Raw genomic sequence first — 24,998 nt, forward strand, 5'->3', positions numbered from 1 at the left:
AAGGGGATTCCTTATTGTTAATATCCCCTCTACGACCTTTGCATTTTAATTTAATTTCATGCTTTACAAAGTATTACCTAAGCTGACATTTACTTACGAAAACGTAAAAAAGTGTAGCAAATGTGCAAATAATAAGGACCCGCTATTTACGGCTTTGCTGCGATTTCAAATTGATTCCGGCCATTGTTTTTAGCTTTGTATAAAGCTTGGTCTGCGCGTTTCATTACGCTATCAAATGATTCATTTTTAAAGCGTTTAGCTACCCCAACACTTGCACTAGTATAAAGCTTATCGGTAACCTCAATAGTACGAGCACTCGCTAACACCGACTCAGCAAACGCCTGCATTTGTTCTAGAGTGCAATTTGGTAGGTAGCCTGCAAACTCCTCACCTCCAATACGCGCAAAAATATTGCCATCTTCAAACAGAGCGTCTATTTTGCTAGCAAAAGCTTTAAGCACCTTGTCGCCCTTGCTATGACCATAGGTATCGTTAATAGATTTAAAGTGATCAATATCGATAATGATTACCGCGTAAGATTCATCGGTTTCGTTTTCAACGTATTCGTAAAAACATCGCCGATTGTAAACTTGGGTGAGATCATCAATTATAAACTCTTGGGCTAGCCTATTGTGCATTTTTTGCATAAACAACATGGTTTTAAATAAGCCATAAGCCGTAATAACGACCCCTACAGAAATGCAAAAATCTTTTATATACAAGTTAACCCACGCAGGCTGAACAACAAGTTCGTCAAGCACATCGGCCGTCATTCCCACTATCCATAACATTAAACCAATGGTGACATACTGGTAGGCTTTTTTAGCTAATTTGGAACACTGCACAACCCAAAAAACAGTCATTATGACAATAAGATTGATGAGCTCACTGGCAAAGTCAGGGATGCTTTTTTTTGCACCTAACAGAGGAAAATAAGTGAAGTTATAAATGGTGAATACCACTATAAATACTAGCAGCGCAAACATAAGTAATTTATTTAACCGCGTTATACGAGTAAAGCGGGTCAACTTAAGGCTGACAGTTTCAACATTCATCATATAAATAGATTACACTTGAGTTTATAAATCATCTTTAATAACTATAACACACCTTACAAATTTAGCCTCAAAGTAAGGTGCTGATCCCCCATCCCAGTAAAACTAAAATAGTTAAACTAATCATGGCTTTAACTTTATGCTTACTAATTATACGTTCAGCTTGGTTTCCTGCATAAAACACAACAATAGCAAGTCCAAAGTAACGAATTGAACGAGCAATTGCGCTGGCCAGTAAAAACAGGCCAAGTGAATACTTGGTAGCGCCCGCCGCAAGCATCGCTATTTGAAATGGAATAGGTACTATTCCTAAAGTAATAACAAACCAAAAACCTTGGTTGTCCATTTTTTGTTTAACATTTTCGAACTGTTCAGGGCTTGAAAAAGCACTAATCACCCAATCCCCAACTGCATCAAATAAATAGTAGCCAAGGGCATAACCAAATAATGCCCCAACAACACAGCCCAGCGTTGCCATTAATGCAATCAACCATAGTTTTTCTCGTTGTGCCTGCATAAGTGGCACCATAATCGCTTCTAAAGGAATAGGGACAATTGTGGATTCTAAAAACGACGCAACCGTAATGCCACTGAGCATATGTTTAGACTCTATAAAATTACGTGTTTTTTGTTTTAATTTTTTTTGTAAAGCCACAATTAACTCCTGCCCTATGCTTAATTATCCTGTATTTACATAGTAATAATGACACAGTTAAGTTAATACACCCTGAAACTATTAAAACTTGATACAAACAATACCCACTTAACAGGTTAACAAAATAGCAATATTTATAAGAATATTTTACTATGTACTAATAACGTTAAGCCCTATTTAAGTAGTTAAAAATTTATGCAAAATGCGCGTTTTATTCCCTTTCGCAAGCAAGACATTATTGAAATGTGTAGCAATGAGCTTGAAAACAACACACAACAAACCTCGTTTAAACAATTTTGTGACCTACTTGCTAGCCTTATTCATTTCGATTACCACGCCACACTTGAGTCGCTAAAAAATAACTACGCGCCCTTTGATCCTAATAGCGATACACGCTCTTTAGCGCCGGTATCAAATGCTCAAAAAGCGCAGTGCCAACGTGACTTTGCAAAAGATTTTGCTAAAGTTTTAAACGCGGCTAATTTTGAAGTGATCACCAATCAAGACTTACAAGATGCACTCAACGAAGAATCCCTTTTTAAAGTGCGCCTTGAGGTGGAGTTTGACGACTTTGAAGAAGTGGTTTTTTATCGCCGCGGCGAGTCGCAGCTCACTGAAACCATAACCAGCTTTTGGGGGCTTCGTAAAAAGCCACTGCACTTTACTAATTACGACCGCGTTGCGGTGTTTATTCGTTTTAAAGATAAAGCCCACTTTGACGCTAAAAATAAAACGCCTTTAGGGTTTGAGCCAAGCTCGACCATCGTTAAGCTGTTTCAAAATGTACCTAAAGCCGACCTTGAAATGCTATTTCCTAATAGCGAAGTACGTATGCGCCCTATTGATAAGGTGATTATTGGCTCATCGGCTTTAATTGGCGGTGCCGTGGTTTTAATTACAAAGCTAGGCGCATCAATTTTATTATTATTTGCTTTGTTTGCTTTTTGGGGTGGCTTTAGAAGTGAAGCCGTAGAAATGACCCAACAACACTTTATTACCTTTGCTATTGGCATGGGGGTATTTGGCAGCTTTATTTTTAAAGAGTGGAGTAAATTTAAAAACCGTAAAATTAAATTTATGAAAGCCCTTAGTGATAACCTTTACTTTAAAAATCTTGATAACAACGCCGGTGTTTTTCATACCCTTATAGACGCCGCCGAAGAAGAAGACATAAAAGAAGCTCTACTTGCCTATACGTTTTTATTAAAATCTAAAAGTGGCCTAAACGCTCAAATGCTTGATGAGCAAATAGAGGCGTGGTTTAAAACAAAGTATAAATGCGAACTCGACTTTGAAATTAGCGATGCGCTTGAAAAGCTCACCCGGATGCGTTTAGTAACCTGCACTAACGATGTGTATAGCGCAATAAGCCTAGACCATGCAAAAACCATTTTAGATGAGCGCTGGGATAACCTGTTTCAATATAATTAAAATGTTTAAACTAACTTTTTTCTAAACTCTGTGGGTGAAACGCCCACTGATTTTTTAAACCGTTTTGAAAAATTAAATATATTAGGGTACCCCACGTAAGCGGCAATATGGGCAATTGGCCAGCGGGTATTTAAAAGCAAGTTTTTAGCCCGTTTAATACGTAAATAAATAAGCTGCTGCATAGGGCTTTTGCCAAATTGTGCCTGGCATAACCTGTGTAAATGCGGTGCTGAGTAATGTACTTGTTCGCACATAGCCTCTATTGTCCAATCAAACTGCAGGCGCTCTTCTACCTCTAAAAATAAGCTGGTTAATCTATTTTGCCCGCCTATTTGTGGCTCGCTTTGAAGCGTAGTGTTTAAGTAATGACTTAAAATAGGCATTACGCCTTCACGCAAAGTCGCATTTCCTTCGCTGTATAAAAGCTCCATTGCTAAGTGCAGTGGTGTTAATTGTTGATCAGTTAATACCTTAGCGTGCGCTAAATTTAAATGCTGCCAACGCTTGGTATTTGCAAGATTTAGCCAAATCACATCCCACTTTTCGCTTGCTATTTCAACCTCAAAACTTTGCCGTGCTGGCAATATAGCTAAGCTATTTTCGATTAATGGGTATTGGTTATTAATAGTTTTAAGCGTGCCCTGACCACCCAAAGTATAAAACAAAGTGTGTTCAAGCGGGTTAGTACGCGCAACACAATAATCGCCCAATAAATTTGAGCAACCTGCCAGCTCTATTTCAAGGCTTGGCATTTGCGAAAGCGTGTTTAAATCAATAAACCGCTCTGTACACTCTGGGCCAATATCGAGTACATCTTTAATGGTGTTGCGCATAATTTAAAATGATAGTTTTGGATAAATAAAAGAGAGCTTTAAGCATAACCTCAACGCATTATTTTAGCTATATTTAAGCCACTATAATTGCCACACATGCAATAGGACACTAATGAACTCACTACAGCACATAATTAACCGCCGCGATTGGGAAAACCCAATTTCGGTGCAAGTTAATCAAGTAAAAGCGCACAGCCCACTTAATGGTTTTAAAAGCGTTGACCATGCCCGTACAAACACGCAATCACAAAAACAAAGTTTAAACGGCCAATGGAATTTTAAATTATTTGATAAGCCCGAAGCGGTTGATGAGTCATTACTAAGTGAAACACTCGCCAACGACTGGCAAAGTATTCCTGTGCCTTCTAACTGGCAATTACACGGCTTTGATAAACCTATTTATTGCAATGTTAAATACCCCTTTGCCGTAAACCCGCCTTTTGTTCCTAGCGATAACCCAACGGGTTGCTACCGCACTGAGTTTACTATTACGGCGGATCAATTAGCTCAGCGAAACCATATTATTTTTGAAGGCGTAAACTCGGCGTTTCATCTTTGGTGTAACGGTCAATGGGTGGGCTACTCGCAAGATAGCCGCTTACCAAGCGAATTTGATTTAAGCGAACTGTTAGTGGCTGGCACCAACCACATTGCGGTTATGGTTATTCGCTGGAGCGATGGCAGTTACTTAGAAGATCAAGACATGTGGTGGCTAAGTGGTATATTCCGCGATGTTAATTTACTTACCAAACCGCAACACCAAATACGCGATGTATTTATAACCCCAGATTTAGACGCATGCTACCGCGATGCGACTTTGCATATAAAAACCGCAATAGATGCGCCAAATAACTACCAAGTAGCAGTACAGGTTTTTGATGGTGAACAAGCATTGTGTGAGCCACAAATACAAAGCACTAACAATAAACGCGTTGATGAAAAAGGCGGTTGGAGCGATGTCGTATTTCAAACAATTGATATACAAAGCCCTAAAAAGTGGACCGCCGAAACCCCGACCTTATATCGCTGTGTTGTAAGCCTGTTAGATGAGCAAGGCAGAACCGTAGACGCCGAAGCCTATAACATTGGCTTTAGAAAAGTAGAAATGCTTAACGGGCAGCTTTGCTTAAACGGCAAACCGCTACTAATTCGCGGTGTTAACCGCCACGAACATCACCCTGAAAACGGCCACACAGTGAGCACCGCCGACATGATTGAAGATATTAAGCTAATGAAGCAAAATAACTTTAATGCTGTACGTACTGCTCACTACCCTAACCACCCGCGTTTTTACGAGCTGTGCGACGAGCTAGGTTTATACGTAGTGGACGAGGCCAATATAGAAACCCACGGTATGTTTCCTATGGGTAGGCTTGCAAGCGATCCGCAGTGGGCTGGTGCATTTATGTCGCGCTATACACAAATGGTTGAGCGCGATAAAAACCACGCCTCTATTATTATTTGGTCACTGGGGAACGAATGCGGGCACGGTGCCAACCACGATGCTATGTACGGTTGGTCAAAAAGCTTTGACCCATCGCGTCCAGTGCAATACGAAGGTGGCGGCGCAAATACCACCGCAACCGATATTATTTGCCCTATGTATGCCCGTGTAGATACCCACCTTGCCGATGACGCAGTACCTAAATACTCTATTAAAAAGTGGCTAAGCCTACCAGGCGAAACCCGTCCTCTCATTTTATGTGAGTACGCACACGCAATGGGTAACAGCCTAGGTAGCTTTGACGATTACTGGCAAGCATTTAGAGAGTACCCGCGCCTGCAAGGTGGCTTTATTTGGGATTGGGTAGACCAAGGTTTATCTAAAACTGATGAAAACGGTAAGCATTATTGGGCTTACGGTGGCGATTTTGGTGATGAACTAAACGACCGCCAATTTTGTATAAACGGCTTATTATTTCCAGATCGTACGCCGCACCCTAGCCTGTTTGAAGCTAAATACAGCCAACAACATTTACAATTTACGCTGCGCGAGCAAACTCAAAACCACTATACCGTTGATGTATTTAGTGATTATGTATTTAGGGCAACCGATAACGAAAAACTGGTTTGGCAGTTAATAGAAAATGGCCAATGTATAGAGCAAGGCGAGCAAATCATTAATATTGCCCCGCAAAGTACGCAAACGCTAACTGTTAATACAAAAACGGTGTTTAAAGCCGGTGCGCAATATCACCTTAATTTAGATGTAGCACTGCTTAACGACTCAAGCTTTGCAAGTGCCGAGCATGTATTAAACACCGAGCAATTTAAACTTATAAATAGCCAAAGTTTAAGCGCTGATACCTTTAAGCCCACTCTAAACGCTTCAGCACATGGCACACTAAATATTGGTGAGACCGATACACAGCTAAGTATTGAAGGCGATACCTTTAAACTCGTGTTTAATAGCCAATCAGGCCTTATTGAGCAATGGCTACACAATCAAACCCACGTTATTAAAAGTCCACTAGTTGATAATTTTTACCGCGCCCCGCTTGATAACGACATAGGCGTAAGCGAAGTAGACAATCTAGACCCTAACGCATGGGAAGCGCGCTGGCTAAGAGCGGGTATTGGCAAGTGGCAGCGCACATGTCGCTTGTTTGAAGTCGTGCAATCAAACAAAGATATACGTATTACCTGTGTGTTTAGTTATGAATTTAATGGCGCAGTACAAGCAAAAACAACTTGGCTTTATACACTTAATAATACAGGTGAAATTAACTTAAATGTTGATGTACAACTCAACGACACTTTGCCACCCATGCCACGCATAGGGTTAAGTACAACGCTTAATAAACAAAGCGATACACAAGTAAATTGGCTTGGTTTAGGGCCATTTGAAAACTACCCAGATCGCAAAGCGGCTGCGCGTTTAGGTTATTACAGCGCGCAACATAATGAGCTACATACACCGTATATATTCCCAACCGATAACGGCGTGCGTAGTGATTGCCAATTACTTAGCATTAATAATTTGACCGTAACCGGTGCGTTTTTATTTGCCGCCAGTGAATACTCTCAAAGCATGTTAACGCAAGCAAAGCACACCAATGAGCTAGTAGCTGATGATTGCTTACATGTCCATATTGATCATCAACATATGGGGGTTGGCGGCGATGATTCGTGGAGCCCAAGTACCCATAAAGAATATTTACTTGAGCAAACACAGCACAACTACTCTTTAACTTTTTCGGTTAAGTAAAATAATGCTTAATCCATACAAAAATAGCGGCTAAATTAGCCGCTATTTTTTTAACTATAAACGTTATTTATCAGCTAGTTTTTTAGCAATAACACTATCAACCGAAAAGCTACCTGCACCTTGAATAGCAAGCGCTGCAGTTGCAACTAATAACGTAAGTGCGTACTCGTAACCGTTGTTAGCCATAAATAAACCATTGTTAATGTGTACACTAAATATTGCAATCAACATTGTAAACGCAGTAACTACGGCTGCTGGGCGTGTTAATAAACCAAGTGCTAATGCAATGCCGCCAAAAAATTCAGCGCTGCCTGCCATTAAAGCTAACCAGTAACCTGGCTCTAAGCCAATACTTGCCATCCACTGCCCTGTGCCTTCAAGGCCGTAACCGCCAAACCAAGCAAATAATTTTTGCGCGCCGTGCGCAGCTAAAATTAAACCGACTGGTACACGTAAAATAAGTGCTGCTGCGCCTGCTTTAGAGTTTAATATTTTTTGTAGTAGTGTCATGAGTTTTTATCCTGTGTAAATTTATAAGGTGTTAGTTTTGCTAACCGATGAACACAGTTTACTATCATCATTTTAAAACATTAATACCGATATTATTGGTTAATTATAAACACAGTGTTTTTAATTTATTTTATGCATAAAAAAGCCGCTAACGTAAACGCTAGCGGCTTTTAGTTTTGTATTACTTTTAGCGCTTAAGCAATTGCTTGCTCTAAAATTTCGCGGCTTTGTGTAAGTGTAATTGCTTGGTTTTCACCAAGGGCTACCATGCCGTGAGCTTCAAGCTTAGCAAGTACGTTTTCTACTGCAGCTGCTTTGTCACCGCCATGTTCAGTAAGCACAGTGGCTACATCTAAGCTGTGGTAAAACGCTTCAATTGCTTGAATTGTTTGCTCTGCTAAATCATCCGATTGCGCAAGACCAAATACGTTTTTACCCATTTGCTCTAGCTTCGCTTTTTTAACTGCAAATTGGTTACGTAGTAAAGAAGGCTGAACAATAGCCAGTGAACGTGCATGATCAACACCGTAAGCAGCTGTAAGCTCATGGCCAATCATGTGTGTTGCCCAATCTTGCGATACACCAGAACCAATTAAACCATTAAGTGCTTGGTTTGCTCCCCACATAAGGTTTGCACGCCATGCATCGTCTTGGTTTTCAAAGTTATCGCCCAGCGTTTTAAGCGTTCTTAAAAGTGCCTCTGCGTAACCTTCTTGAACCAATGCTGTTTCAGGGAATGTTAGGTACTGCTCACACGTATGAACCCATGCATCTACTAAACCATTCACAAGTTGGCGCTGCGGTAATGTTTTCATTACATCAGGGTCCATAATCGCGAACTTTGGTAGCACTTTTGGTGATGCAAACGGTAGTTTTTGCTTCGTTGCTTCTTTGCTCACAACTGAATTTTGATTAGACTCAGAACCCGTTGCAGGTAATGTTAATATTGCACCGATTGGTAATGCGCTAGTAATAGTATGCTTACCAGTAGGGATATCCCAACCTTCGCCATCATAAACTGCCGACGCTGCAATGTATTTAACGCCGTCAATTACAGAGCCACCGCCTACACCTAATACAAAGTCGATATTTTGTTCTTTACAAATTTTTACTGCTTGGTCTAACACTTCAATTGTTGGATTGGCACCAACACCTGAGAACTCTACCCAATCAAAACCTTCAAGTGCCGCTGCAACTTGGTCGTACACGCCGTTCTTTTTAATAGAACCGCCGCCGTACACTACTAAAACTTTTTGATCTTTTGCGATCAAATCGGTTACTGATGCAATTTGCTGTTGGCCGAACTGAATAAGTGTTGGGTTTACGTAGCTAAATTTCATTATTTTGCTCCTAGGTAACGGTTAAATACTAGGGCGTGTTGATCTTTGCGGATTGAAATTTGTTCAATCTAGGGGCGATTAAATCGCGGCGCGAGGTTTGTAACTTAGTGGACTAAGTAAAAACCGAGTAACAAAGAGTTTATCGCCCCTAGGCAGAACCCGAAGGGCAGCGCATGTTTGGCATTTATGCTGCGTTATCGCCTATTTATGGGGAGTAACCACACTTCATAGGCTCTGCCTTGCCTAAAAACCAAACATACTGCTGTAAATTCAACCATAAAAGATCAACACGCCTTAAATAGAATGCTTAGTTACTCACTAAGCTAAATTTCAATAGGTGCATATTAGTGGCAAAACAAACATTAAAAAAGCCTAATAAATGCCTAAAGTTTGCCTAATACTGCCAACATTGTTATTTTACGCAAAATTTGTACGATAAAATGTTTTTTAATGCCCACTATAGCCAGCATGTTGCAGCAATACGCCGAGCACAATGATTTGCTCAATTTTGAGGGCGTTAAGAAAACGATTATTCCCGGGGTTTACTTTCATCGTGCGAGTAAAAGTTCACCTCGTCAGCCACTCATTTACAACTCTGGTATTATTTTAGTTGGCCAAGGGCATAAAATAATTCATTTCCCTGATCATCAAATAAAATATGGTGCTGGCGACTACCTGGTTTTAGGTGTACCCGTACCACTTGAATGCGAAGCCTTTACTGATAATGGCCTACCTGTAATGGGCGTAGTTGTTGATATTAACCCAGCAACATTACATAAGTTAGTAAACCAAATGGGCGAACATACGCCGTTTACTTCTGGGCAAATGAGCGGTGTGCAATCAGCAAAAGTAGATGGTGCTATGGAGCAAGTAACTCATCGTTTATTAAGCGCACTAAATAGCCCGCTAGAAGCCGATATTTTTGGTGAAGATATAATTAAAGAATTGGTATACCGTGTACTTTGTGGTCCTCAGGGCCATACTTTAATTGGCCTTGCCATGCACGATGGGCACTACGCCCGAATAGCACGCACACTGTCTACTATGCATAAAAACTATGCAGATCAAATTACTGTTGAAGGCTTAGCTGAAGAGGTAAACATGAGTGTGTCGTCATTTCATCGCGCCTTTAAACAAGTGACCTTTGAATCGCCATTGCAATACTTAAAAAAAGTACGCTTAGCAAAAGCAAAAGAACTCATTACAAACAACGGTAGTAAAGCAAATGAGGCCGCATTGAAGGTAGGTTACACCAGCCCCTCGCAGTTTAGCCGTGAGTTTAAGCGCCACTTTAATAAAACGCCAAGCGAGGTCATACCTCAATTACAGAGCTAAACCTCAACAAAGCCACTATAAAAGTGGCTTTGAATACATAAAAACTAGTTAGACTTTTTTGAATAAAACCTCAGGATTAACCATGGTTTTCATTTCGAGTACATTGCCATTAGTATCTTCGATAAAAAAGGTTTCTTGTTCAAACTCATCTCCTACAAATCGGCGATAAGGCTTATCAAGGTATTCTAAACCTGCATCTTCTATACGTTTTTTTAAATTGTTAAATTCATCCTCAGATAAGTGAATACCAAAATGAGGAACCGCAACTGCCCCCATATCTACATCATGGCGAACAGTAGGTAATCGTTCAACGCTTTGGTGTAATGTAAGCTCGTTACCCCAAAAGTCGATATCTACCCAACGACCCTCTTCACTATTACCGGTTTTACAACCGAGTACGTCACAATAAAATGTTTTAGCTACTTCTAAGTCGCCGGCCGGAATTGCCAAATGCAAACAATTAGACATAAATTACCTTTGGTTATTTCTTAATCTTTAATAAGTTTTCTATATTATACATAAATTGTAATTTATATTACACAAAACACTTTTTTTGAGCATATTTAAGCCTTCATACATTTCATATGATCTTTTTAACTATTTGCCCGCAATGTTAAGCGCTGCTGTTAAACACTCCCCGGTTACTTTAAACTGACTAGCTATGCTTAAATTTTTCTTTATAAAATTCGGTGCTTTTTTTTCAGGCTGTTTGCTGTGCTTTGTGATGCATACTGAATTTAATTTTCCTGCTGTTATTGCTGCCTCTATGGTTGGCCTTTTTGGTTCTTTTATTTCTTTTCCAAAGTCTCTTATTATTCATCCAAACGCTGCTATTTACGCAGGAAGTTTTGCTGGTATGTGTTCTTCTAGTTTAATTAACAGTTACTGGGAACTGGGTTTTGTTTCACTCTTAGGTGCTTGTTTGTATGTACTTACTTTAAATTTATTTTCTGGCTTTGGAGGGAAGTTAGGGAGTATTGCATTTGTAAGCGTTGCTGTCTTTGCGCTAGCAAAAGGAATATTTGTATGACAATAGAATACCCGGCAATTGCATTTTTTGGCGCTTTATTAACATTTTTACTCGCCAAACATAGGCTTTTTAGCGCTATTAGCGCCTCTTCGAGTTTATCTATAATTGCTTACTGCATTTTTTATGGTTTTAATTTACACCCCGAGCTTTACAGTGCCATTTTTTTTGGTGGTACGTTTATTGGTATGAGTGCACCCAAGCGTTTTGGTTTGTATACAATAACCTGCGCTGCAGTGATTTTTGCGATTCTATTTGAATATTTAGTCCCTAAAATAAGTAACTATGGTGGAGCACTAGGTATAAGTGCATTTTTATCTGTATGTGCTTGTCATATATTTATTTTATTTGGGGCACCACGTAGTAAAAAGTAATAAATAATACGAATACCTTTCAAATTTAAAATTCAGAAGTTTAAAAAACACTCAAATAAATCTGATCTCTTGTAAAAGTACTCCCGTAACGTTACGAGATTGTTAATTACATCTCACACAGAAGGATCAGGTCATGAACAAATTACTGAAGGTATGTCTCATAACACTTCCCTTGTTATTAGCACAAGGTTGTAGTGACGATGATGACGATAACATACCCGTACAAGTTGAACCCGAAGCATCTTCAACCATTGTTGATGTAGCAAGAAATGCGGGTAACTTTACTACCCTAGTTGCAGCGCTAGAGGCAACAGGCTTGGACGATACACTTGCCGATACGAGTCAAGAATTTACTGTTTTTGCACCAACAGATGATGCCTTTGGACTTCTCGGCGAAGACACAATAAATGACCTACTAGCCGACACAGATACACTAAGCTCAATATTAACCTACCACGTTGTATCAGGAAGTGTTAACGCAGAAGCAGCTATAGGCCTTGCAGGTACGACCATCGACACGGTAAACGGCGGAAAAGTTGCATTATCATTAAGCGGCGAGAGTTTGTTAATTAATACAAGCACAGTAACCATGACTGATATTACAACAGACAATGGCATTATCCATGTGATAGACGCAGTACTTATGCCTATTGCCACTGCTGAATCAGCTCCTACCGCTAATATTGTAGAAACAGCGAATCAAGCAGGCGACTTCACTACCTTACTTGCCGCATTAGACGCTTCGGGTTTAACATCGGCATTGAGCGATGAGTCAGCGCAGTTCACCGTTTTTGCACCTACAGATGCAGCTTTTGATGCTGTTGGTAGAAAAATGATTAACACACTTTTAGCAAACCCAGAGGTACTAGCCGACATCTTAAAGCAGCATGTTTTAACGGGCACGGTTGATTCGGTAACGGCTATGTCATTAAATGGTCAATCTGCAGAAACGCTGCTAGGCAACTCTCTTCCAATTACAATTAATACTGAAACAGACATGCTTATGTTTGGTGGTGCCAATATTGTGGTTAAAGATATTGCTACAACCAACGGAGTGATTCATGTAATAGATTCGGTCATTGTAGCTGATGTAACTTTGCCTGAAAGCTTTGGTACAATTGCCGACGTTGCCAGCGAAAATGGTAACTTTACAACATTAATTGCTGCGCTCGGTGCAACTGGCTTGGACACGTTAGTCGCAAATCCTACTAATACTTTTACGGTATTTGCTCCTACCGATGATGCTTTTGCAGCGCTTGGGCAAGACACCATTGATGCGCTACTTGCAGACACTGATACCCTTCGCGATATTTTACTTTACCATGTAGTTGCCGACGCAAGTGTTTTGTCTGACGCAGCAGTCGCCATTGCAAATAGCGAAAACAATAAAGTTGAAATGGCAAATGGCGATATGGCTGCCCTTTCATATGTAGATAGCGCATTATTCATCAACGACTCGGCAGTAACCACTGCAAATGTAACAGCTGATAATGGTGTAATTCATGTGCTCAATAAGGTAATTATGCCACCCACTGAAGTAGGTACACCTACTAAAACAATTGCCACCGTTGCGACAGAAACAGACGCTCTTTCAACATTAGTTACTGCTCTACAAGCTGCTGACTTGGTTGATACGTTTAACGATACAACAAAATCGTTCACCGTATTTGCTCCAACCAACGCCGCATTCAGCAAAATCCCAACCGACACCTTAAACGCGCTACTAGCCGATAAAGACGCATTAACCGGCGTATTAACACAGCACGTATTAGGCGCTCAAGTAGGCAGCACGGATGCATTTGCAGCTAATGGTAAAATGGTCACCACCCTTGCTGAAAATATGCTAAGTGTAAATATTGTCGACTTTACTAACACCACTAACGCTGAAACAGACAGTGTTGCATACGATGCAGACAATGCGCGTTTAGTAACAGGCATGGCTGATACAACACCGGGTAAAACAGTTTACGTTTTTGACAACGACTTAGGCGAGTCGATGAGCGTATGTGAAGATACCTGTGCAGCAACGTGGCCACCTGTGTTAGGCACCGCTGATTCCATCGAAAACATACCAGGTTTATCACTTATTGCTCGCGCAGATAGCACTATGCAGGTAGCGTACCTCGGTCGTCCACTGTATACCTACTCTGGCGACACGGCCCCTGGTGATGAAAACGGCCAAGGTGTTGGCAACATTTGGTGGCAGGTGAGTTTATCTGCAACGTCATTACAAGTTGCAGGAAGCAATGTAACAACCACCGACATATACACAAGTAATGGCGTGGTACATTTAATTGATACGGTTATTACTACTGCACAATAGTTTCTTTCCTTAGACAACAAAGTTAAGAGTGGATAACCACTCTTAACTTTTATATTTCACGCTATTATCATTCTTCTTTTGCGAGCTAGTTGGGTAACCAAACAAAATTTTTAACTTAGCTTCAAATCCTTTAGTTATGTAAGTTAGCTTAATTAAGTGCCGCCATTGATGAAATGTAATAGTAATTGGATTATTGCTATTTAGCTGCCCCACAATGCCATACTTACACGGCTGGTTTTTATCCTCTTTTACAAATGTACCAAATAACTTATCCCAAATTATAAGTACGCCAGCAAAGTTTTTATCTAAGTAGCTTTTATTAATTGCATGATGAACCCGATGATGTGACGGTGTATTAAATATAAATTCAAACCACCCGAGCTTATTTACTACCTGTGTATGCACAAAAAACTGATACGCCAAATTTAACGCAACAACGCTAAGCACAGTTATAGGGTTAAAGCCGATTAAAATCATAGGCAACCAAAATACCCACATACCGGCTAAGGGGTACATTAAACTTTGCCTAAATGCCGTTGTAAAATTCATTTTTGTAGAGCTATGATGCACGACATGTGCAGCCCACAACCAATGAATGTGATGCGACGCCCTATGAAACCAATAATATAAAAAGTCTTGCAAAATAAAGGCGAAAAAAACACCAAGTACCGACAGCTCAATATCAAACACGCGATATTCATACAACCAATTAAATAATGGCATCAGTAATATTAAAGAAAGCGCATCGGCAGCTTGATGCAATAACGCCAAGGCCGTATTCGCCATGCTGTCTTTTATATCGTAAAAACGCCTGTATTTAATAAATTCAACACTAACAAACACTAAAAAAACAGGACTAAGCGCGAGTAAAATCATCTCAATGGTCATACATTATGCTCCTTAAAATACCGCGCTAGTTTATTAAGCGCTTGCGAAATGTCATGTCTAACAAATAACTTAATCAGGCTACTTGGCATCCACCATGGTGGCTTAAAAGTAATGCAATACCTGAGCACTGTAGCTGTATTACCTTCATGCTCAATGGGAGTTAAATATATGTCTCCTTGATGATTGGCCACCGGCTTATCACCCATTATGCGATAGCAAATATACTTATTGCTGGCACTTATAATTTGTTCACTAAAAATAGCAAGCGGGGTTTTAACTTGCCTTATGGCACCTGCTCCACCTTTCATTTCACCTTTATTATGTGATTTTAATTGTGAAAATTGGGCATTAAAAAAACGTCCTAAATAGGCATGTTCAAGTAATACAGCAGCCACTTTCTCTGGTGGAGCAAGTAAAGTACATTTTAAATTTATAGAAACCATAAGCTACTACTACTAAAAATAGGACCTATAGCATAATAAAATTTAACGTGGCAAACTTGCTCTTACACGACCATTTTTTAGCTTTAGGCGACAAATGCAAACTCTTGCCGATCATTACTTTTCGAGTATTCTTGACTACCTACAAAGCCGAGGATTAAATAGCGCAGATGCTTTAAAAGCAATTAACTTTAACGAATACAGTAATCGTGCAACACAACAGCTGTCACCACGCATAACGCTTAAAAGCTATAATTCATTGCTTGATTATGGTCAAAAAACACTTAAAGACCCTTTATTTGGGTTTCGGCTGGGCCAACATATTCGCACCGCTGACTATGGCGTTTTGGGATATTTAGTAGAATCGAGTAATGGGTTAGGTAACGCGATACAAGCACTTTTAAATTACGACCGTTTGGTGGCAGATATAGGTCAAGCACAATTTGAACAACACAAAAACCTAGCCACTATACGCTGGTTTCCCCATGCCCACTGCAATGAACAAGTAGTGTTAAGAAACATGACGGCTTGGGTGAGTGTGGTGCGCCAATTACTCAAGACCGAATTATCACCAACCCAAGTAAGCTTTAAATATCACTACACTTATGAGCAAATAAATACGCTAACAACATGGTTTAATTGCCCAATTTTAACTCATGCTAAACACAACGAAATTTGTTTTCCGAGTAGTTACTTAAGCCTAAACTTTAAAACCGATAATGCTGCTATACATTTAGCACTTAAGCAGGTATCTGATCAGCAATTAAGTCTTTTTACTAGCCAGCAAAATATGTCTGAAAATGTTAGTCAAATTTTAATGGCAAAGCTCGATTTACAACATTGTACGTTAGCACGCACTGCAAATGCCTTAAGCATGACCCCAAGGACCTTGCAGCGACATTTAAAATCACAAGAAACAACATTTTTACTTCTTCTTGAAACCGAGCGAAAACGACGTATAAATGAGTTATGCAATAAACCCAATTTAGCGCAGTTGGCTTTAGCACTCGGATTTAAAGACCAAAGCTCTTTTAATCGTGCTTTTAAACGCTGGTACACATGCAGTCCACTCGAATACTTTAAAACTAAACACACGTAACCACATTAAAAAGGCTCTACCTTGCCTAAGTACCAAGCTTACTGATGTAAATTTAACCTCGAAAGATAAATAAGCCACACTTATTTACTTTTATTAAACATTTAAGTTTATATTTCAGTCAACATTCTTTAAACTCGAAGCATATTAGTTATAAAAGATTGTTTTATGCACCCTCGTGTTGTAATTATCGCCTTTATGTTAATGTTTTGTACCGCGGTAAATGCAACGAGTACACTTAACTTTATTGCAGAAGACCTACACCCATATCATTTTAAAAATGAAAACGGCCAAGCCGATGGCGCGCTTGTGGATTTAGCCAAAGCAGTTTTAAAAAACACAACGTTAAGTGCTTCATTTGAAATAATGCCCATGGCGCGCGCATTTCACGAGCTTGAAAGCAACCCAAACACTATTTTACTTTCTTTGTTAAAAACCCCAACACGCACAAATAACTTTATATGGTTAGGCGACGTATATTTTACCGACGCCTACGTAGTTAGCTTAAAAAGTAGTAAAGCAGAGGCAACACACTTAAACCACACTAAGTTTTATAAAATAGGCACAATTCGCGGTTACTCCAGTGCTAAATATTTACAGCAAATGGGCTTTACAGAAGACAAAAATTTAGTGCTAGTGAGCTACTATCAACAACTGTGGCAAATGCTGTATAAAAAGCGTATTGATTTTGTATTAATGAATACACTCACCCTTAATAACGAACTAAAAATGTCGGGGTTAGATCCAAGCCTTATCACTAAGCGGATCCACCTAGAAGATTTCCCTTCTACGCTTTATTTTGCGGCGAATAAAATGCTCGACGCGCAAACAGCCAATACACTATCAGACGCTCTTGAAGCAATTAAACAAAGTGGCGAATACAATGCTATTTTAAATAAATGGCAACTGCCACTGCCTAATACTGCAAATAAGTTGTAATAAATACTCGCTACAATTTAGCAAAGCTAACTACACCTCTTGGCTATGCGCACAATTAAAACACCTCACGGTATAACGCTTCATTATCAAGACGAAGGCAATAAAAAATCTCCGCCAATCATTCTAATAATGGGGCTTGGCGCTCAAATGACCGTATGGCCAGACACGTTATATTATGGTTTAGTTAAAAACGGTTTTAGGGTAATTCGATTTGATAATCGCGATAGTGGTCTGTCAACTCATTGTGATCACGCACCGCCTGCAAGTTTATTTAAATCGTGGTTAAGTAAACGGCTCTCCATCCCGACTAAAACTCCCTACTTACTCGATGATATGGCAAACGATGTTTTAGCACTTATGTGCGCACTTAAAATAAAAAAAGCCCACTTTGTTGGCGCATCTATGGGTGGGATGATTGCCCAGTTAATCGCAGCGCAACATAAAAAAAAGGTACTCAGTTTAACAACAATTATGTCGAGCTCTAGCCTACCAAGGCTAAGTGCTAAGAGCATTGGTGTATTTATAAAACTAGCAAAATTAAGGCCTAAAACGCCAAATCTTGATGAAGCAATAAATTACAACATTAAGCTGAACCAACTAATTGGCAGCCCTGCTTACCCTCAAACAGAAGACACACTTCGCCACCATGCAACGCAAATAGTTAAGCGTTCATACAATCCCAATGGTTATAAACGCCAATTAGTTGCAATGGCCGCAAGTAAAAACAGGCAACATTTAATACGTAAAATTAAAACCCCAACACTCGTAATTCATGGCAGTGACGATGTGGTTATTCCGCTTAATGCAGGTAAAAATACAGCCGCACTTATAAAAAAGGCCAAGCTAAGAGTAGTCCCTGGTATGGGCCATAATTTTGCCCCTGAGCTAATGCCTAAAATGACAAAGTGGCTAACTAAGCACATAAAAAAAGCGCAGCGTAAACACTTAAATAAAAAGCGCAAAAAACAGCAAAAAAACACATTGGTATAACCAATAATCTTATTTGAAATAATAAAAACCAAAAATTGGTAATGTTGATATTTTAAATTGGTATGTTAAATTAAAGCTAAGCTAAGCGAAGTTAATATCGTTTACTTTTAAAATCATCACACAGAGACAACCATGAAAAAATACACATCTACTTTTAAACTCGCAGTACTTGCCGCTGTTACTCCTTTATTATTTATGGGCTGCGCTAGTACAAATACTAAAGTTGAAAATAATGCAGCAGTCCCTGCGTCAAAATTTGATTTATCGCAATGGAAAATAAACGTACCGGTCGATTTAAACAACGATGGAAAAATAGATACAATCGACGTTGAAGAAATTCAAACTTACGCTCACCCTGATTTTTTCTATCTTGATGAGCAAGGCTATATGGTATTTACCTCGCCAAATAAAGCACTTACCAGCGCCAACTCTACCAATACACGTAGTGAATTAAGACAAATGATCCGCGGGTCAAATACCAAAATTAAAACAAAAAACTCAAAAAATAATTTTGCATTGGCTGTTCATCCCCTTTCAGAGCGTTTTGGCTCTGTAGGTGGAAAAATGGAAGCCACGTTGAAGGTTGATCATGTAGCACTTCGAGCCACAGATCCTAATAAAAAAGCAGCTTACTCTGTTGTTGTTGGTCAAATTCATGCAGGTAAAGACCAAGCATTAATTGATACAAAACTGGGTTATGGGTGGGGCAACGAACCGCTAAAAATTTACTATAAAAAATGGCCAGGTCATAAAACAGGCTCCGTTTTTTGGAACTACGAACGTAACCTCCCAAAAACAGATCCTAACCGTACAGACATTACCTACCCAGTATGGGGAAACACGTGGGAAAACCCAAATGATCCAGCGGATATGGGAATAGCCCTTGGCGAAGATTTTAGCTACACCGTGAACGTGCATGGTAATGTAATGCACCTAACCTTTACCGCACAGGGTAATAAAGACGTTAATTACTCAATTAACTTAGGGAACAATGTTGATGCATATGGCAAGGTGGATTATAAAGATCATCCACATGGTTATGCTGCCGACTGGCACTATTTTAAAGCCGGTGCTTATAACCAATGTAGCACTAAATCATCTAAAGGTATTTGGTACCCTGGCTGCTTAGGTACAGGCGAATGGGCACTCGACAAGCAAAATGGCGATTACGCACAAGTGAGCTTTAAAAAATTAGTATTAAGCCCATCAACTAAACCGTGAGAGTTGCTGTAGCTAAGTAATTTTTAAGTGATGTAAACAGTGGCGAAGGTAAATTATTAATATCACACCAGCGCCACTGAATACATTTATCAGGCTCGTAAAGAGTTGGCTCGCCACCTTCATACTCTGCTTTTACATATAATGTAATGTAGTGTTTATTTTCAGCACTGAAAATATCGTTAGTAAAATCAAGCTTAGTTATTTTACTTACATTTAACCCTGTTTCCTCACATACCTCGCGTATTGCACATTGCTCAACTGCCTCGCCAAACTCTAAATGCCCGCCGGGTGTTGCCCATGTATTTGCACCATGTGCACCAATACGCTCACCTAATAAAATAGTGTTTTGGCGCATAATAATAACCGCCACGCCTACTCTCACTTCGTTACTCATACAATTAACCCTTTACAAATATAAGGCTATGCTGAGCCCCGCGTCTTTATTTGTCAAACTTACTGCAACGCATACTAACCATGTGATTAACTTTTAGCCGACCAAGGTCGAATAGCCTACACGGATAAAAAAGCCTACCTTTTGTAAGGTCTCTCACACATATTAGTTTTAGGAGCCAGTTATGCCAGGCCTTTATAACCAGCAATACACTACCTTTAAGCAAAATCCAGCTCAGTTTTGGCTTGAACAAAGCAAAAGCATACCGTGGTATAAAACGCCAAAACAAGCCTACACAAAAGATAACGACGGCCTTTACCATTGGTTTAGTGATGGACAACTAAATAGCAGCTTTTTAGCCCTAGACCAGCATATTATTACAGGCTTTGGCGAACAAACTGCACTGATTTACGACTCACCTGTCACCAATACAAAGCAAATTTATACTTACAACCAACTACAACATCAAGTGGCTAAGTTTGCAGGTGTAATGAAATCATACGGTGTACAAAAAGGTGACCGCGTAGTGATTTACATGCCTATGATCCCACAAGCTGTTATTGGTATGTTAGCTTGCGCTCGCTTGGGCGCTATACACTCAGTGGTGTTTGGCGGCTTTGCTGCGCACGAACTAGCTGTGCGTATCGACGATGCTAAACCTAAACTGATACTTAGTGCTTCTTGCGGTGTAGAGGTCGATAGCATCATTGAATACAAACCACTGATTGATAACGCCATAGAACTTGCCAATCACAAAATAAATCACTGTATTATTTACCAGCGTGAACAGGTCACTGCAACCATGGTGAAAGTGCGCGATATAGATTGGATGCATGCCATGCAAACAGCACAAGCAGCCGACCCAATACCAGTAAATGGTGACGACCCGCTTTATATTTTATATACATCAGGTACCACAGGTACTCCCAAAGGCGTTGTGCGTGAAAATGGCGGGCACGCCGTTGCAATGAACTACAGCATGAAAACAGTTTATGGTATGGAGCCTGGAGAGGTGTTTTGGGCGGCATCAGATATTGGCTGGGTAGTTGGGCACTCTTATATTGTGTATGCACCATTAATGTACCGATGTGCAACCGTTTTGTATGAAGGAAAACCTGTTCGCACTCCCGATGCCAGCGCTTTCTGGCGTGTAGTTGAAGAATATAAAGTGAGTGCGTTATTTAGCGCACCCACTGCATTTAGAGCCATTAAAAAAGAAGATCCTAATGCTGAAGGCTTTAAAAAATATAATACCTCTAGCTTAAAGCGGTTGTTTTTAGCAGGCGAACGCCTCGATCCACCCACTTATCAATGGCTAAAAGAGAAAACTCAACTTCCGGTACTCGATCATTGGTGGCAAACCGAAACAGGCTGGGCGATTGCCTGTAATCCAGTAGGAATAGAAACATTAACAACCAAACCAGGCAGCTCAACCGTACCAACACCCGGGTTTGATGTTCGTATACTCGACATGAACGGTAATGAATGCGCCGCTAACGAACAAGGGGCTGTAGTTATAAAGCTTCCTTTACCGCCCGGATGCTTACCCACTATTTGGCAAGATAAAGCCCGATTTAAAGCCAGTTATTTAAGTGAATACGAGGGCTACTACCTCTCTGGAGATGGCGGTTATATAGATGAAGACGGCTACTTATTCATAATGGGCCGCACTGATGACGTTATAAATGTTGCAGGCCACAGGCTTTCTACCGGCGAAATGGAAGAAATTGTAGCGGCTCATCCTGCGGTTGCCGAATGCGCTGTATTTGGTGTAAACGACCCACTAAAAGGCCAGCTCCCAATGGGCATGATTGTACTTAAAAATGACTTCACAGGGTCAAGCCAAGAAGTCGAAAAAGCACTTGTTGCCTCCGTGCGTAATCAAATTGGCGCCATTGCATGTTTAAAAAATATAGTTAGCGTAGAGCGCTTACCTAAAACTCGTTCCGGAAAAATACTACGTAAAAATTTACGTCAACTTATAGATGGCGACGAACTACAAATCCCTTCAACCATAGACGACGCCGGTATTTTTGATGAAATAAACCAACAACTCACTATGCGTTAGTCCAACCAAACAAAGCCACTTTATAATTAATAAAAAAGTGGCTTTTACATTTACGCCCCCCTAACCAGTGCATACGTATTCACATTGGATTAACAATGATAGATTGTAATAGTGTACTTTTTGTATGCTAAGGCGCCACCATGAAATTAATTGCTTTACTGTTTAGCTTATCAATATTTGTAGTGCATACCTGCTATGCAAGCACAGCTAACGTGCAAGTAAGCAAAGGCCACATTGAAGTAATCGACAATATAGAATCACAGTTTGTAAAAAACCGTTTTTTAAATGTTTGGCTACCACCAGGTTACAACAAAAACACCAACTACGATGTGCTCTACATGCACGATGGCCGCATGCTATTTGATGCCAACAGCACATGGAACAAGCAAGAATGGCGCGTAGATGAAGTAGCTGGCACATTAATAGAGTAAGGCAAAGTGCGTCCGTTTATTGTGGTCGGCATTCCAAACGCCGTAGAAAACCGCCACAGAGAATACTACCCACAAAAACCGTTTGAGGCCCTAAGCAAGCAAAAGCAAAGCGCCCTTTCCCAGTTAGAAAAATACCCAGGCCATAAACTATTTGCCTCTAACGTATACTCAGATAACTACTCACGTTTTTTAGTTAAAGAAGTTATTCCTTACATAGAGTCTAACTACAACGTAAACAAAGGCGCGCAGTACCGTTATATTGGTGGTTCTAGCATGAGTGGGCTTATATCGTGGTACACACTACTTAATTACCCTAACGAATTTGCGGGTGCTATTAGTATGTCGACCCATTGGCCAGGTATTTTTAGCCACGACGACGAAGTAATTGCACAATTTAAACAGTACATTGCCAACAACATCGCAAAGCTAAGTAACCAAAAGGTTTATTTTGATTATGGCGACAGCACCTTAGATGCCATGTACCCTAAGTTACAAGCGCAAATTGATGATTTATTTATGGCGCATAAATACCCAGCAAAGTTATGGCAAAGCCAATACTTCCCAGGGGAAGATCATACCGAAAACGCGTGGGCAAAACGCCTACATATTCCGCTTGAGTTTATGTTTAGAAAAACCACACAGGCTAAGGCCGAGTAATCATTTACAAGTATTATCCTATCAGTAATAACAAAAAAGCGGCTTAACCTTCATTGCGTTAAGCCGCTTTATTAATAACTTTTAAACCGTTTTAAAACGTAGGTCGCAAGCGCAGCGCCATCCGACAATTAACGGCGCTTAAAGCTCATTAGGCTTACCAAGCATTCATAGGAACCTCTAAAGGAACTTGGCTACCATCCTCATTTTCTAAAACTAACTGTAAGATATCTCCTGACTCCTTGCGCATTAATTTTTTTGCTTTACTGGCAGGGCAGCCCGGAATTTTACAGCCTTCTATAGAAATAATTTTTTGCCCTGCAACAATCCCTGCTTTTTCAGCGGGAGAATTAGGCTCTACTTTTTCAATAATAAATGACATTACTTTTGGGCTAAAAAAGCCATCCGCCCCAACGTTCCCTACAACTCCAAGCTTCACTTCTTCTGCTGCCAAGGCATTAAAAGAAATAATTGCTATTAAAATAATTATAATTTTGAACATAAGAATAAACACTCCCTGTTAGCCAACACTAAATATGTTGGTATCGTTTTTTGTATTGTTTGCTAAATATATGACTATTAATCATTCTCTGGGTCGCCGGGTTTGTTATATCGCTCTTTGAATGACTCATAGTCTTCGCTTTCAAGTAATAAAACATTTTGTAAAGTATAACGAACCGCACCGTATGTAAAATCAGCTGATACTGAAACACCTTCCCCTATTTCAAAATCAGAACGATTAAATCCGCTAATTTCGGACTTGTTTATAGCAGAACACAACGAAGCTAACTTCTTTGGCCCACTATTAATACTTATGCATAACTCAGTTATTGATTGGCCTTGCTGATCAACTTCGGGATACATTAGTACTACCCAGCTATCGTCCAAATTTTCACTATTTCCATCAACTAGTCGATGAATGTGTAATTTGTTTGCTTGATCTGAGCTCAGTACATTTTCAGAAATAATAAGCGATGTGTTTTCAGCACTACATACCCAAAATGGGCAAAGTAATATAAAAACTAAAAGTATCTGCATACATTTCCTAAATAAAACATTAAATAATCGCAACTAGTTTGTAATTGATTGCCCTGATTACTATAGAGCAATTTCCCATTCCCAGCTTTACAGTCTACCGTCGCATACTATTTAATCAAAATGCTTTTAACAGTAATACCCTAACTTCAAAGCAAATGGCAAAAGCCTTAGTTGCGTTTGAGCGAACATTAGCCGCGCCAAATAGTCGCTATAAAACGTTTTTAACGCAGCTTAATAAAAACCCACAACACGCAATTAGTAGCTTAAGCGATAGTGAGCTAAATGGCCTGCACCTATTTAGAACTAAAGCTAAATGCATGACCTGCCATAACGGTGCACTACTGAGTGACAATCAATTTCATGGCACTGGGCTGCATTACTATGGTCGACACTTTGAAGATAAAGGCCGCTTTGATGCCACAAATACCCCTGATCACATAGGGCAATTTAGAACCCCCTCTTTACTAGGCTTAATGCAAACATTTCCGTGGATGCACAATGGCTTATTTGAAGATTTAGCAGGCATTGTGAGTATGTATAACCATGGTGGGGCTAGACCAAAGCCACGGAAAAACCAACTAAACGACCCGCATTTCCCTAAAACCACCAACCTGCTTATTAAGCTTAATTTAACCAAGCAAGAACAAGCCGACCTAGTCACATTTTTACGGACTTTATAAAAGCAGCCTTTGAACAAGAATTTTGAATTTAATGATACACGGTGAAAACTAACAGAACATTTTTCACCGTA

General features: G+C 39.9%; 25 protein-coding genes. 14 read left to right on the forward strand and 11 right to left on the reverse strand.

From position 1 onward, the window contains the following. Positions 1 to 146: 146 nt before the first annotated feature. Both CWB62_RS02215 and CWB62_RS02220 read right to left on the reverse strand, forming a co-directional pair. Positions 147 to 1,055, reverse strand: a complete 909-nt coding sequence (locus tag CWB62_RS02215) for a GGDEF domain-containing protein (protein WP_138527836.1) — start codon at positions 1,053 to 1,055, stop codon at positions 147 to 149. 70 nt (positions 1,056 to 1,125) lie between these two features. After that, positions 1,126 to 1,710 carry a YqaA family protein gene (locus CWB62_RS02220; RefSeq protein WP_058403112.1) on the reverse strand — a complete coding sequence of 195 codons (585 nt, stop codon included), beginning with the start codon at positions 1,708 to 1,710 and terminating at the stop codon, positions 1,126 to 1,128. A gap of 195 nt (positions 1,711 to 1,905) precedes the next feature. Here CWB62_RS02220 and CWB62_RS02225 point away from each other — a divergent pair, with 195 nt between their 5' ends. Then, positions 1,906 to 3,141, forward strand: coding sequence for a TMEM143 family protein (locus tag CWB62_RS02225; protein ID WP_138527802.1), 1,236 nt, complete (start codon positions 1,906 to 1,908; stop codon positions 3,139 to 3,141). Positions 3,142 to 3,146: 5 nt separating this feature from the next. On the opposite strand, the gene CWB62_RS02230 is transcribed toward CWB62_RS02225, so the two are convergent. After that, positions 3,147 to 3,974: a helix-turn-helix transcriptional regulator gene (locus tag CWB62_RS02230; RefSeq protein ID WP_058403114.1), complete on the reverse strand. Its 828-nt coding sequence runs from the start codon at positions 3,972 to 3,974 to the stop codon at positions 3,147 to 3,149. Between the two features lie 112 nt (positions 3,975 to 4,086). On the opposite strand from CWB62_RS02230, the gene CWB62_RS02235 reads away from it, so the two are divergent. Beyond that, a complete protein-coding gene (locus tag CWB62_RS02235) occupies positions 4,087 to 7,182 on the forward strand; it encodes a beta-galactosidase (protein WP_138527804.1) in 3,096 nt (1,031 codons plus the stop codon). Between the two features lie 63 nt (positions 7,183 to 7,245). Here CWB62_RS02235 and CWB62_RS02240 read toward each other — a convergent pair whose 3' ends face one another. Together CWB62_RS02240 and CWB62_RS02245 are read right to left on the reverse strand one after the other, a co-directional pair. Beyond that, the gene (locus CWB62_RS02240; protein ID WP_138527806.1) at positions 7,246 to 7,692 is read right to left on the reverse strand and encodes a DoxX family protein; all 447 of its coding nucleotides are present in this window, start codon (positions 7,690 to 7,692) and stop codon (positions 7,246 to 7,248) included. Between the two features lie 194 nt (positions 7,693 to 7,886). Beyond that, positions 7,887 to 9,032 (reverse strand): iron-containing alcohol dehydrogenase, encoded by a 1,146-nt coding sequence (locus CWB62_RS02245; protein ID WP_138527808.1) that lies wholly within the window; start codon positions 9,030 to 9,032, stop codon positions 7,887 to 7,889. A gap of 450 nt (positions 9,033 to 9,482) precedes the next feature. Here CWB62_RS02245 and CWB62_RS02250 point away from each other — a divergent pair, with 450 nt between their 5' ends. Further along, positions 9,483 to 10,367: an AraC family transcriptional regulator gene (locus tag CWB62_RS02250; RefSeq protein ID WP_058403325.1), complete on the forward strand. Its 885-nt coding sequence runs from the start codon at positions 9,483 to 9,485 to the stop codon at positions 10,365 to 10,367. A gap of 48 nt (positions 10,368 to 10,415) precedes the next feature. On the opposite strand, the gene CWB62_RS02255 is transcribed toward CWB62_RS02250, so the two are convergent. Next, positions 10,416 to 10,835, reverse strand: coding sequence for a VOC family protein (locus CWB62_RS02255; RefSeq protein WP_058403118.1), 420 nt, complete (start codon positions 10,833 to 10,835; stop codon positions 10,416 to 10,418). A gap of 193 nt (positions 10,836 to 11,028) precedes the next feature. On the opposite strand from CWB62_RS02255, the gene CWB62_RS02260 reads away from it, so the two are divergent. The 3 genes from CWB62_RS02260 (at position 11,029) to CWB62_RS02270 (ending at position 14,091) form a co-directional block, all read left to right on the forward strand. Next, positions 11,029 to 11,397 carry a hypothetical protein gene (locus CWB62_RS02260; protein ID WP_171034591.1) on the forward strand — a complete coding sequence of 123 codons (369 nt, stop codon included), beginning with the start codon at positions 11,029 to 11,031 and terminating at the stop codon, positions 11,395 to 11,397. Then, positions 11,394 to 11,768, forward strand: a complete 375-nt coding sequence (locus CWB62_RS02265; RefSeq protein ID WP_058403120.1) for a hypothetical protein — start codon at positions 11,394 to 11,396, stop codon at positions 11,766 to 11,768. The genes CWB62_RS02260 and CWB62_RS02265 overlap by 4 nt, the downstream gene beginning before the upstream one ends. A 133-nt stretch (positions 11,769 to 11,901) precedes the next feature. Continuing rightward, a complete protein-coding gene (locus CWB62_RS02270) occupies positions 11,902 to 14,091 on the forward strand; it encodes a fasciclin domain-containing protein (RefSeq protein ID WP_138527810.1) in 2,190 nt (729 codons plus the stop codon). A gap of 42 nt (positions 14,092 to 14,133) precedes the next feature. On the opposite strand, the gene CWB62_RS02275 is transcribed toward CWB62_RS02270, so the two are convergent. Together CWB62_RS02275 and CWB62_RS02280 are read right to left on the reverse strand one after the other, a co-directional pair. After that, positions 14,134 to 14,979, reverse strand: a complete 846-nt coding sequence (locus tag CWB62_RS02275; protein WP_058403122.1) for a sterol desaturase family protein — start codon at positions 14,977 to 14,979, stop codon at positions 14,134 to 14,136. Beyond that, positions 14,976 to 15,422 carry an SRPBCC family protein gene (locus CWB62_RS02280; RefSeq protein ID WP_058403123.1) on the reverse strand — a complete coding sequence of 149 codons (447 nt, stop codon included), beginning with the start codon at positions 15,420 to 15,422 and terminating at the stop codon, positions 14,976 to 14,978. Before CWB62_RS02280 ends, CWB62_RS02275 begins: the two co-directional genes overlap by 4 nt. A gap of 94 nt (positions 15,423 to 15,516) precedes the next feature. Here CWB62_RS02280 and CWB62_RS02285 point away from each other — a divergent pair, with 94 nt between their 5' ends. The 4 genes from CWB62_RS02285 to CWB62_RS02300 all read left to right on the forward strand — a co-directional run bounded on the left by CWB62_RS02285 (position 15,517) and on the right by CWB62_RS02300 (position 19,665). Continuing rightward, positions 15,517 to 16,518 carry an AraC family transcriptional regulator gene (locus tag CWB62_RS02285; protein ID WP_058403124.1) on the forward strand — a complete coding sequence of 334 codons (1,002 nt, stop codon included), beginning with the start codon at positions 15,517 to 15,519 and terminating at the stop codon, positions 16,516 to 16,518. Between the two features lie 165 nt (positions 16,519 to 16,683). Next, positions 16,684 to 17,454: a substrate-binding periplasmic protein gene (locus tag CWB62_RS02290; RefSeq protein ID WP_058403125.1), complete on the forward strand. Its 771-nt coding sequence runs from the start codon at positions 16,684 to 16,686 to the stop codon at positions 17,452 to 17,454. 45 nt (positions 17,455 to 17,499) lie between these two features. Then, positions 17,500 to 18,444 (forward strand): alpha/beta fold hydrolase, encoded by a 945-nt coding sequence (locus CWB62_RS02295; RefSeq protein WP_058403126.1) that lies wholly within the window; start codon positions 17,500 to 17,502, stop codon positions 18,442 to 18,444. A 132-nt stretch (positions 18,445 to 18,576) separates the two neighbouring features. After that, positions 18,577 to 19,665, forward strand: a complete 1,089-nt coding sequence (locus tag CWB62_RS02300) for a polysaccharide lyase family 7 protein (protein ID WP_058403127.1) — start codon at positions 18,577 to 18,579, stop codon at positions 19,663 to 19,665. On the opposite strand, the gene CWB62_RS02305 is transcribed toward CWB62_RS02300, so the two are convergent. Then, positions 19,655 to 20,059 (reverse strand): nucleotide triphosphate diphosphatase NUDT15, encoded by a 405-nt coding sequence (locus tag CWB62_RS02305; protein ID WP_058403128.1) that lies wholly within the window; start codon positions 20,057 to 20,059, stop codon positions 19,655 to 19,657. The genes CWB62_RS02300 and CWB62_RS02305 overlap by 11 nt on opposite strands. A gap of 181 nt (positions 20,060 to 20,240) precedes the next feature. On the opposite strand from CWB62_RS02305, the gene CWB62_RS02310 reads away from it, so the two are divergent. The 3 genes from CWB62_RS02310 to CWB62_RS02315 all read left to right on the forward strand — a co-directional run bounded on the left by CWB62_RS02310 (position 20,241) and on the right by CWB62_RS02315 (position 23,212). Beyond that, the gene (locus tag CWB62_RS02310; RefSeq protein WP_058403129.1) at positions 20,241 to 22,124 is read left to right on the forward strand and encodes a propionyl-CoA synthetase; all 1,884 of its coding nucleotides are present in this window, start codon (positions 20,241 to 20,243) and stop codon (positions 22,122 to 22,124) included. 140 nt (positions 22,125 to 22,264) lie between these two features. Continuing rightward, a complete protein-coding gene (locus CWB62_RS18810) occupies positions 22,265 to 22,555 on the forward strand; it encodes a hypothetical protein (RefSeq protein ID WP_235591389.1) in 291 nt (96 codons plus the stop codon). Between the two features lie 6 nt (positions 22,556 to 22,561). After that, positions 22,562 to 23,212 carry an alpha/beta hydrolase gene (locus CWB62_RS02315; RefSeq protein WP_235591390.1) on the forward strand — a complete coding sequence of 217 codons (651 nt, stop codon included), beginning with the start codon at positions 22,562 to 22,564 and terminating at the stop codon, positions 23,210 to 23,212. A 154-nt stretch (positions 23,213 to 23,366) separates the two neighbouring features. Here CWB62_RS02315 and CWB62_RS02320 read toward each other — a convergent pair whose 3' ends face one another. After that, entirely contained in the window at positions 23,367 to 23,711 is a 345-nt protein-coding gene (locus tag CWB62_RS02320; protein WP_058403130.1) for a PDZ domain-containing protein, read from the reverse strand. Positions 23,712 to 23,788: 77 nt separating this feature from the next. After that, a complete protein-coding gene (locus CWB62_RS02325) occupies positions 23,789 to 24,247 on the reverse strand; it encodes a hypothetical protein (RefSeq protein WP_058403131.1) in 459 nt (152 codons plus the stop codon). Between the two features lie 155 nt (positions 24,248 to 24,402). Here CWB62_RS02325 and CWB62_RS02330 point away from each other — a divergent pair, with 155 nt between their 5' ends. Beyond that, on the forward strand, positions 24,403 to 24,927 hold the full coding sequence (locus tag CWB62_RS02330; protein WP_235591391.1) for a cytochrome-c peroxidase: 525 nt from the start codon (positions 24,403 to 24,405) through the stop codon (positions 24,925 to 24,927). The last annotated feature ends 71 nt before the right edge of the window (positions 24,928 to 24,998 follow it).

This window comes from Pseudoalteromonas sp. S408 (assembly GCF_005886645.1).
GTDB lineage: Bacteria > Pseudomonadota > Gammaproteobacteria > Enterobacterales > Alteromonadaceae > Pseudoalteromonas.

Bases quoted from the DNA above. Each gene is read 5' to 3' on its own strand.
- CWB62_RS02215 (WP_138527836.1), bottom strand. From the start codon at position 1,055: ATGAATGTTGAAACTGTCAGCCTTAAGTTGACCCGCTTTACTCGTATA.
- CWB62_RS02225 (WP_138527802.1), top strand. From the start codon at position 1,906: ATGCAAAATGCGCGTTTTATTCCCTTTCGCAAGCAAGACATTATTGAA.
- CWB62_RS02230 (WP_058403114.1), bottom strand. From the start codon at position 3,974: ATGCGCAACACCATTAAAGATGTACTCGATATTGGCCCAGAGTGTACA.
- CWB62_RS02235 (WP_138527804.1), top strand. From the start codon at position 4,087: ATGAACTCACTACAGCACATAATTAACCGCCGCGATTGGGAAAACCCA.
- CWB62_RS02240 (WP_138527806.1), bottom strand. From the start codon at position 7,692: ATGACACTACTACAAAAAATATTAAACTCTAAAGCAGGCGCAGCAGCA.
- CWB62_RS02245 (WP_138527808.1), bottom strand. From the start codon at position 9,032: ATGAAATTTAGCTACGTAAACCCAACACTTATTCAGTTCGGCCAACAG.
- CWB62_RS02250 (WP_058403325.1), top strand. From the start codon at position 9,483: ATGCCCACTATAGCCAGCATGTTGCAGCAATACGCCGAGCACAATGAT.
- CWB62_RS02255 (WP_058403118.1), bottom strand. From the start codon at position 10,835: ATGTCTAATTGTTTGCATTTGGCAATTCCGGCCGGCGACTTAGAAGTA.
- CWB62_RS02260 (WP_171034591.1), top strand. From the start codon at position 11,029: ATGCTTAAATTTTTCTTTATAAAATTCGGTGCTTTTTTTTCAGGCTGT.
- CWB62_RS02265 (WP_058403120.1), top strand. From the start codon at position 11,394: ATGACAATAGAATACCCGGCAATTGCATTTTTTGGCGCTTTATTAACA.
- CWB62_RS02270 (WP_138527810.1), top strand. From the start codon at position 11,902: ATGAACAAATTACTGAAGGTATGTCTCATAACACTTCCCTTGTTATTA.
- CWB62_RS02275 (WP_058403122.1), bottom strand. From the start codon at position 14,979: ATGACCATTGAGATGATTTTACTCGCGCTTAGTCCTGTTTTTTTAGTG.
- CWB62_RS02280 (WP_058403123.1), bottom strand. From the start codon at position 15,422: ATGGTTTCTATAAATTTAAAATGTACTTTACTTGCTCCACCAGAGAAA.
- CWB62_RS02285 (WP_058403124.1), top strand. From the start codon at position 15,517: ATGCAAACTCTTGCCGATCATTACTTTTCGAGTATTCTTGACTACCTA.
- CWB62_RS02290 (WP_058403125.1), top strand. From the start codon at position 16,684: ATGCACCCTCGTGTTGTAATTATCGCCTTTATGTTAATGTTTTGTACC.
- CWB62_RS02295 (WP_058403126.1), top strand. From the start codon at position 17,500: ATGCGCACAATTAAAACACCTCACGGTATAACGCTTCATTATCAAGAC.
- CWB62_RS02300 (WP_058403127.1), top strand. From the start codon at position 18,577: ATGAAAAAATACACATCTACTTTTAAACTCGCAGTACTTGCCGCTGTT.
- CWB62_RS02305 (WP_058403128.1), bottom strand. From the start codon at position 20,059: ATGAGTAACGAAGTGAGAGTAGGCGTGGCGGTTATTATTATGCGCCAA.
- CWB62_RS02310 (WP_058403129.1), top strand. From the start codon at position 20,241: ATGCCAGGCCTTTATAACCAGCAATACACTACCTTTAAGCAAAATCCA.
- CWB62_RS18810 (WP_235591389.1), top strand. From the start codon at position 22,265: ATGAAATTAATTGCTTTACTGTTTAGCTTATCAATATTTGTAGTGCAT.
- CWB62_RS02320 (WP_058403130.1), bottom strand. From the start codon at position 23,711: ATGTTCAAAATTATAATTATTTTAATAGCAATTATTTCTTTTAATGCC.
- CWB62_RS02325 (WP_058403131.1), bottom strand. From the start codon at position 24,247: ATGCAGATACTTTTAGTTTTTATATTACTTTGCCCATTTTGGGTATGT.
- CWB62_RS02330 (WP_235591391.1), top strand. From the start codon at position 24,403: ATGGCAAAAGCCTTAGTTGCGTTTGAGCGAACATTAGCCGCGCCAAAT.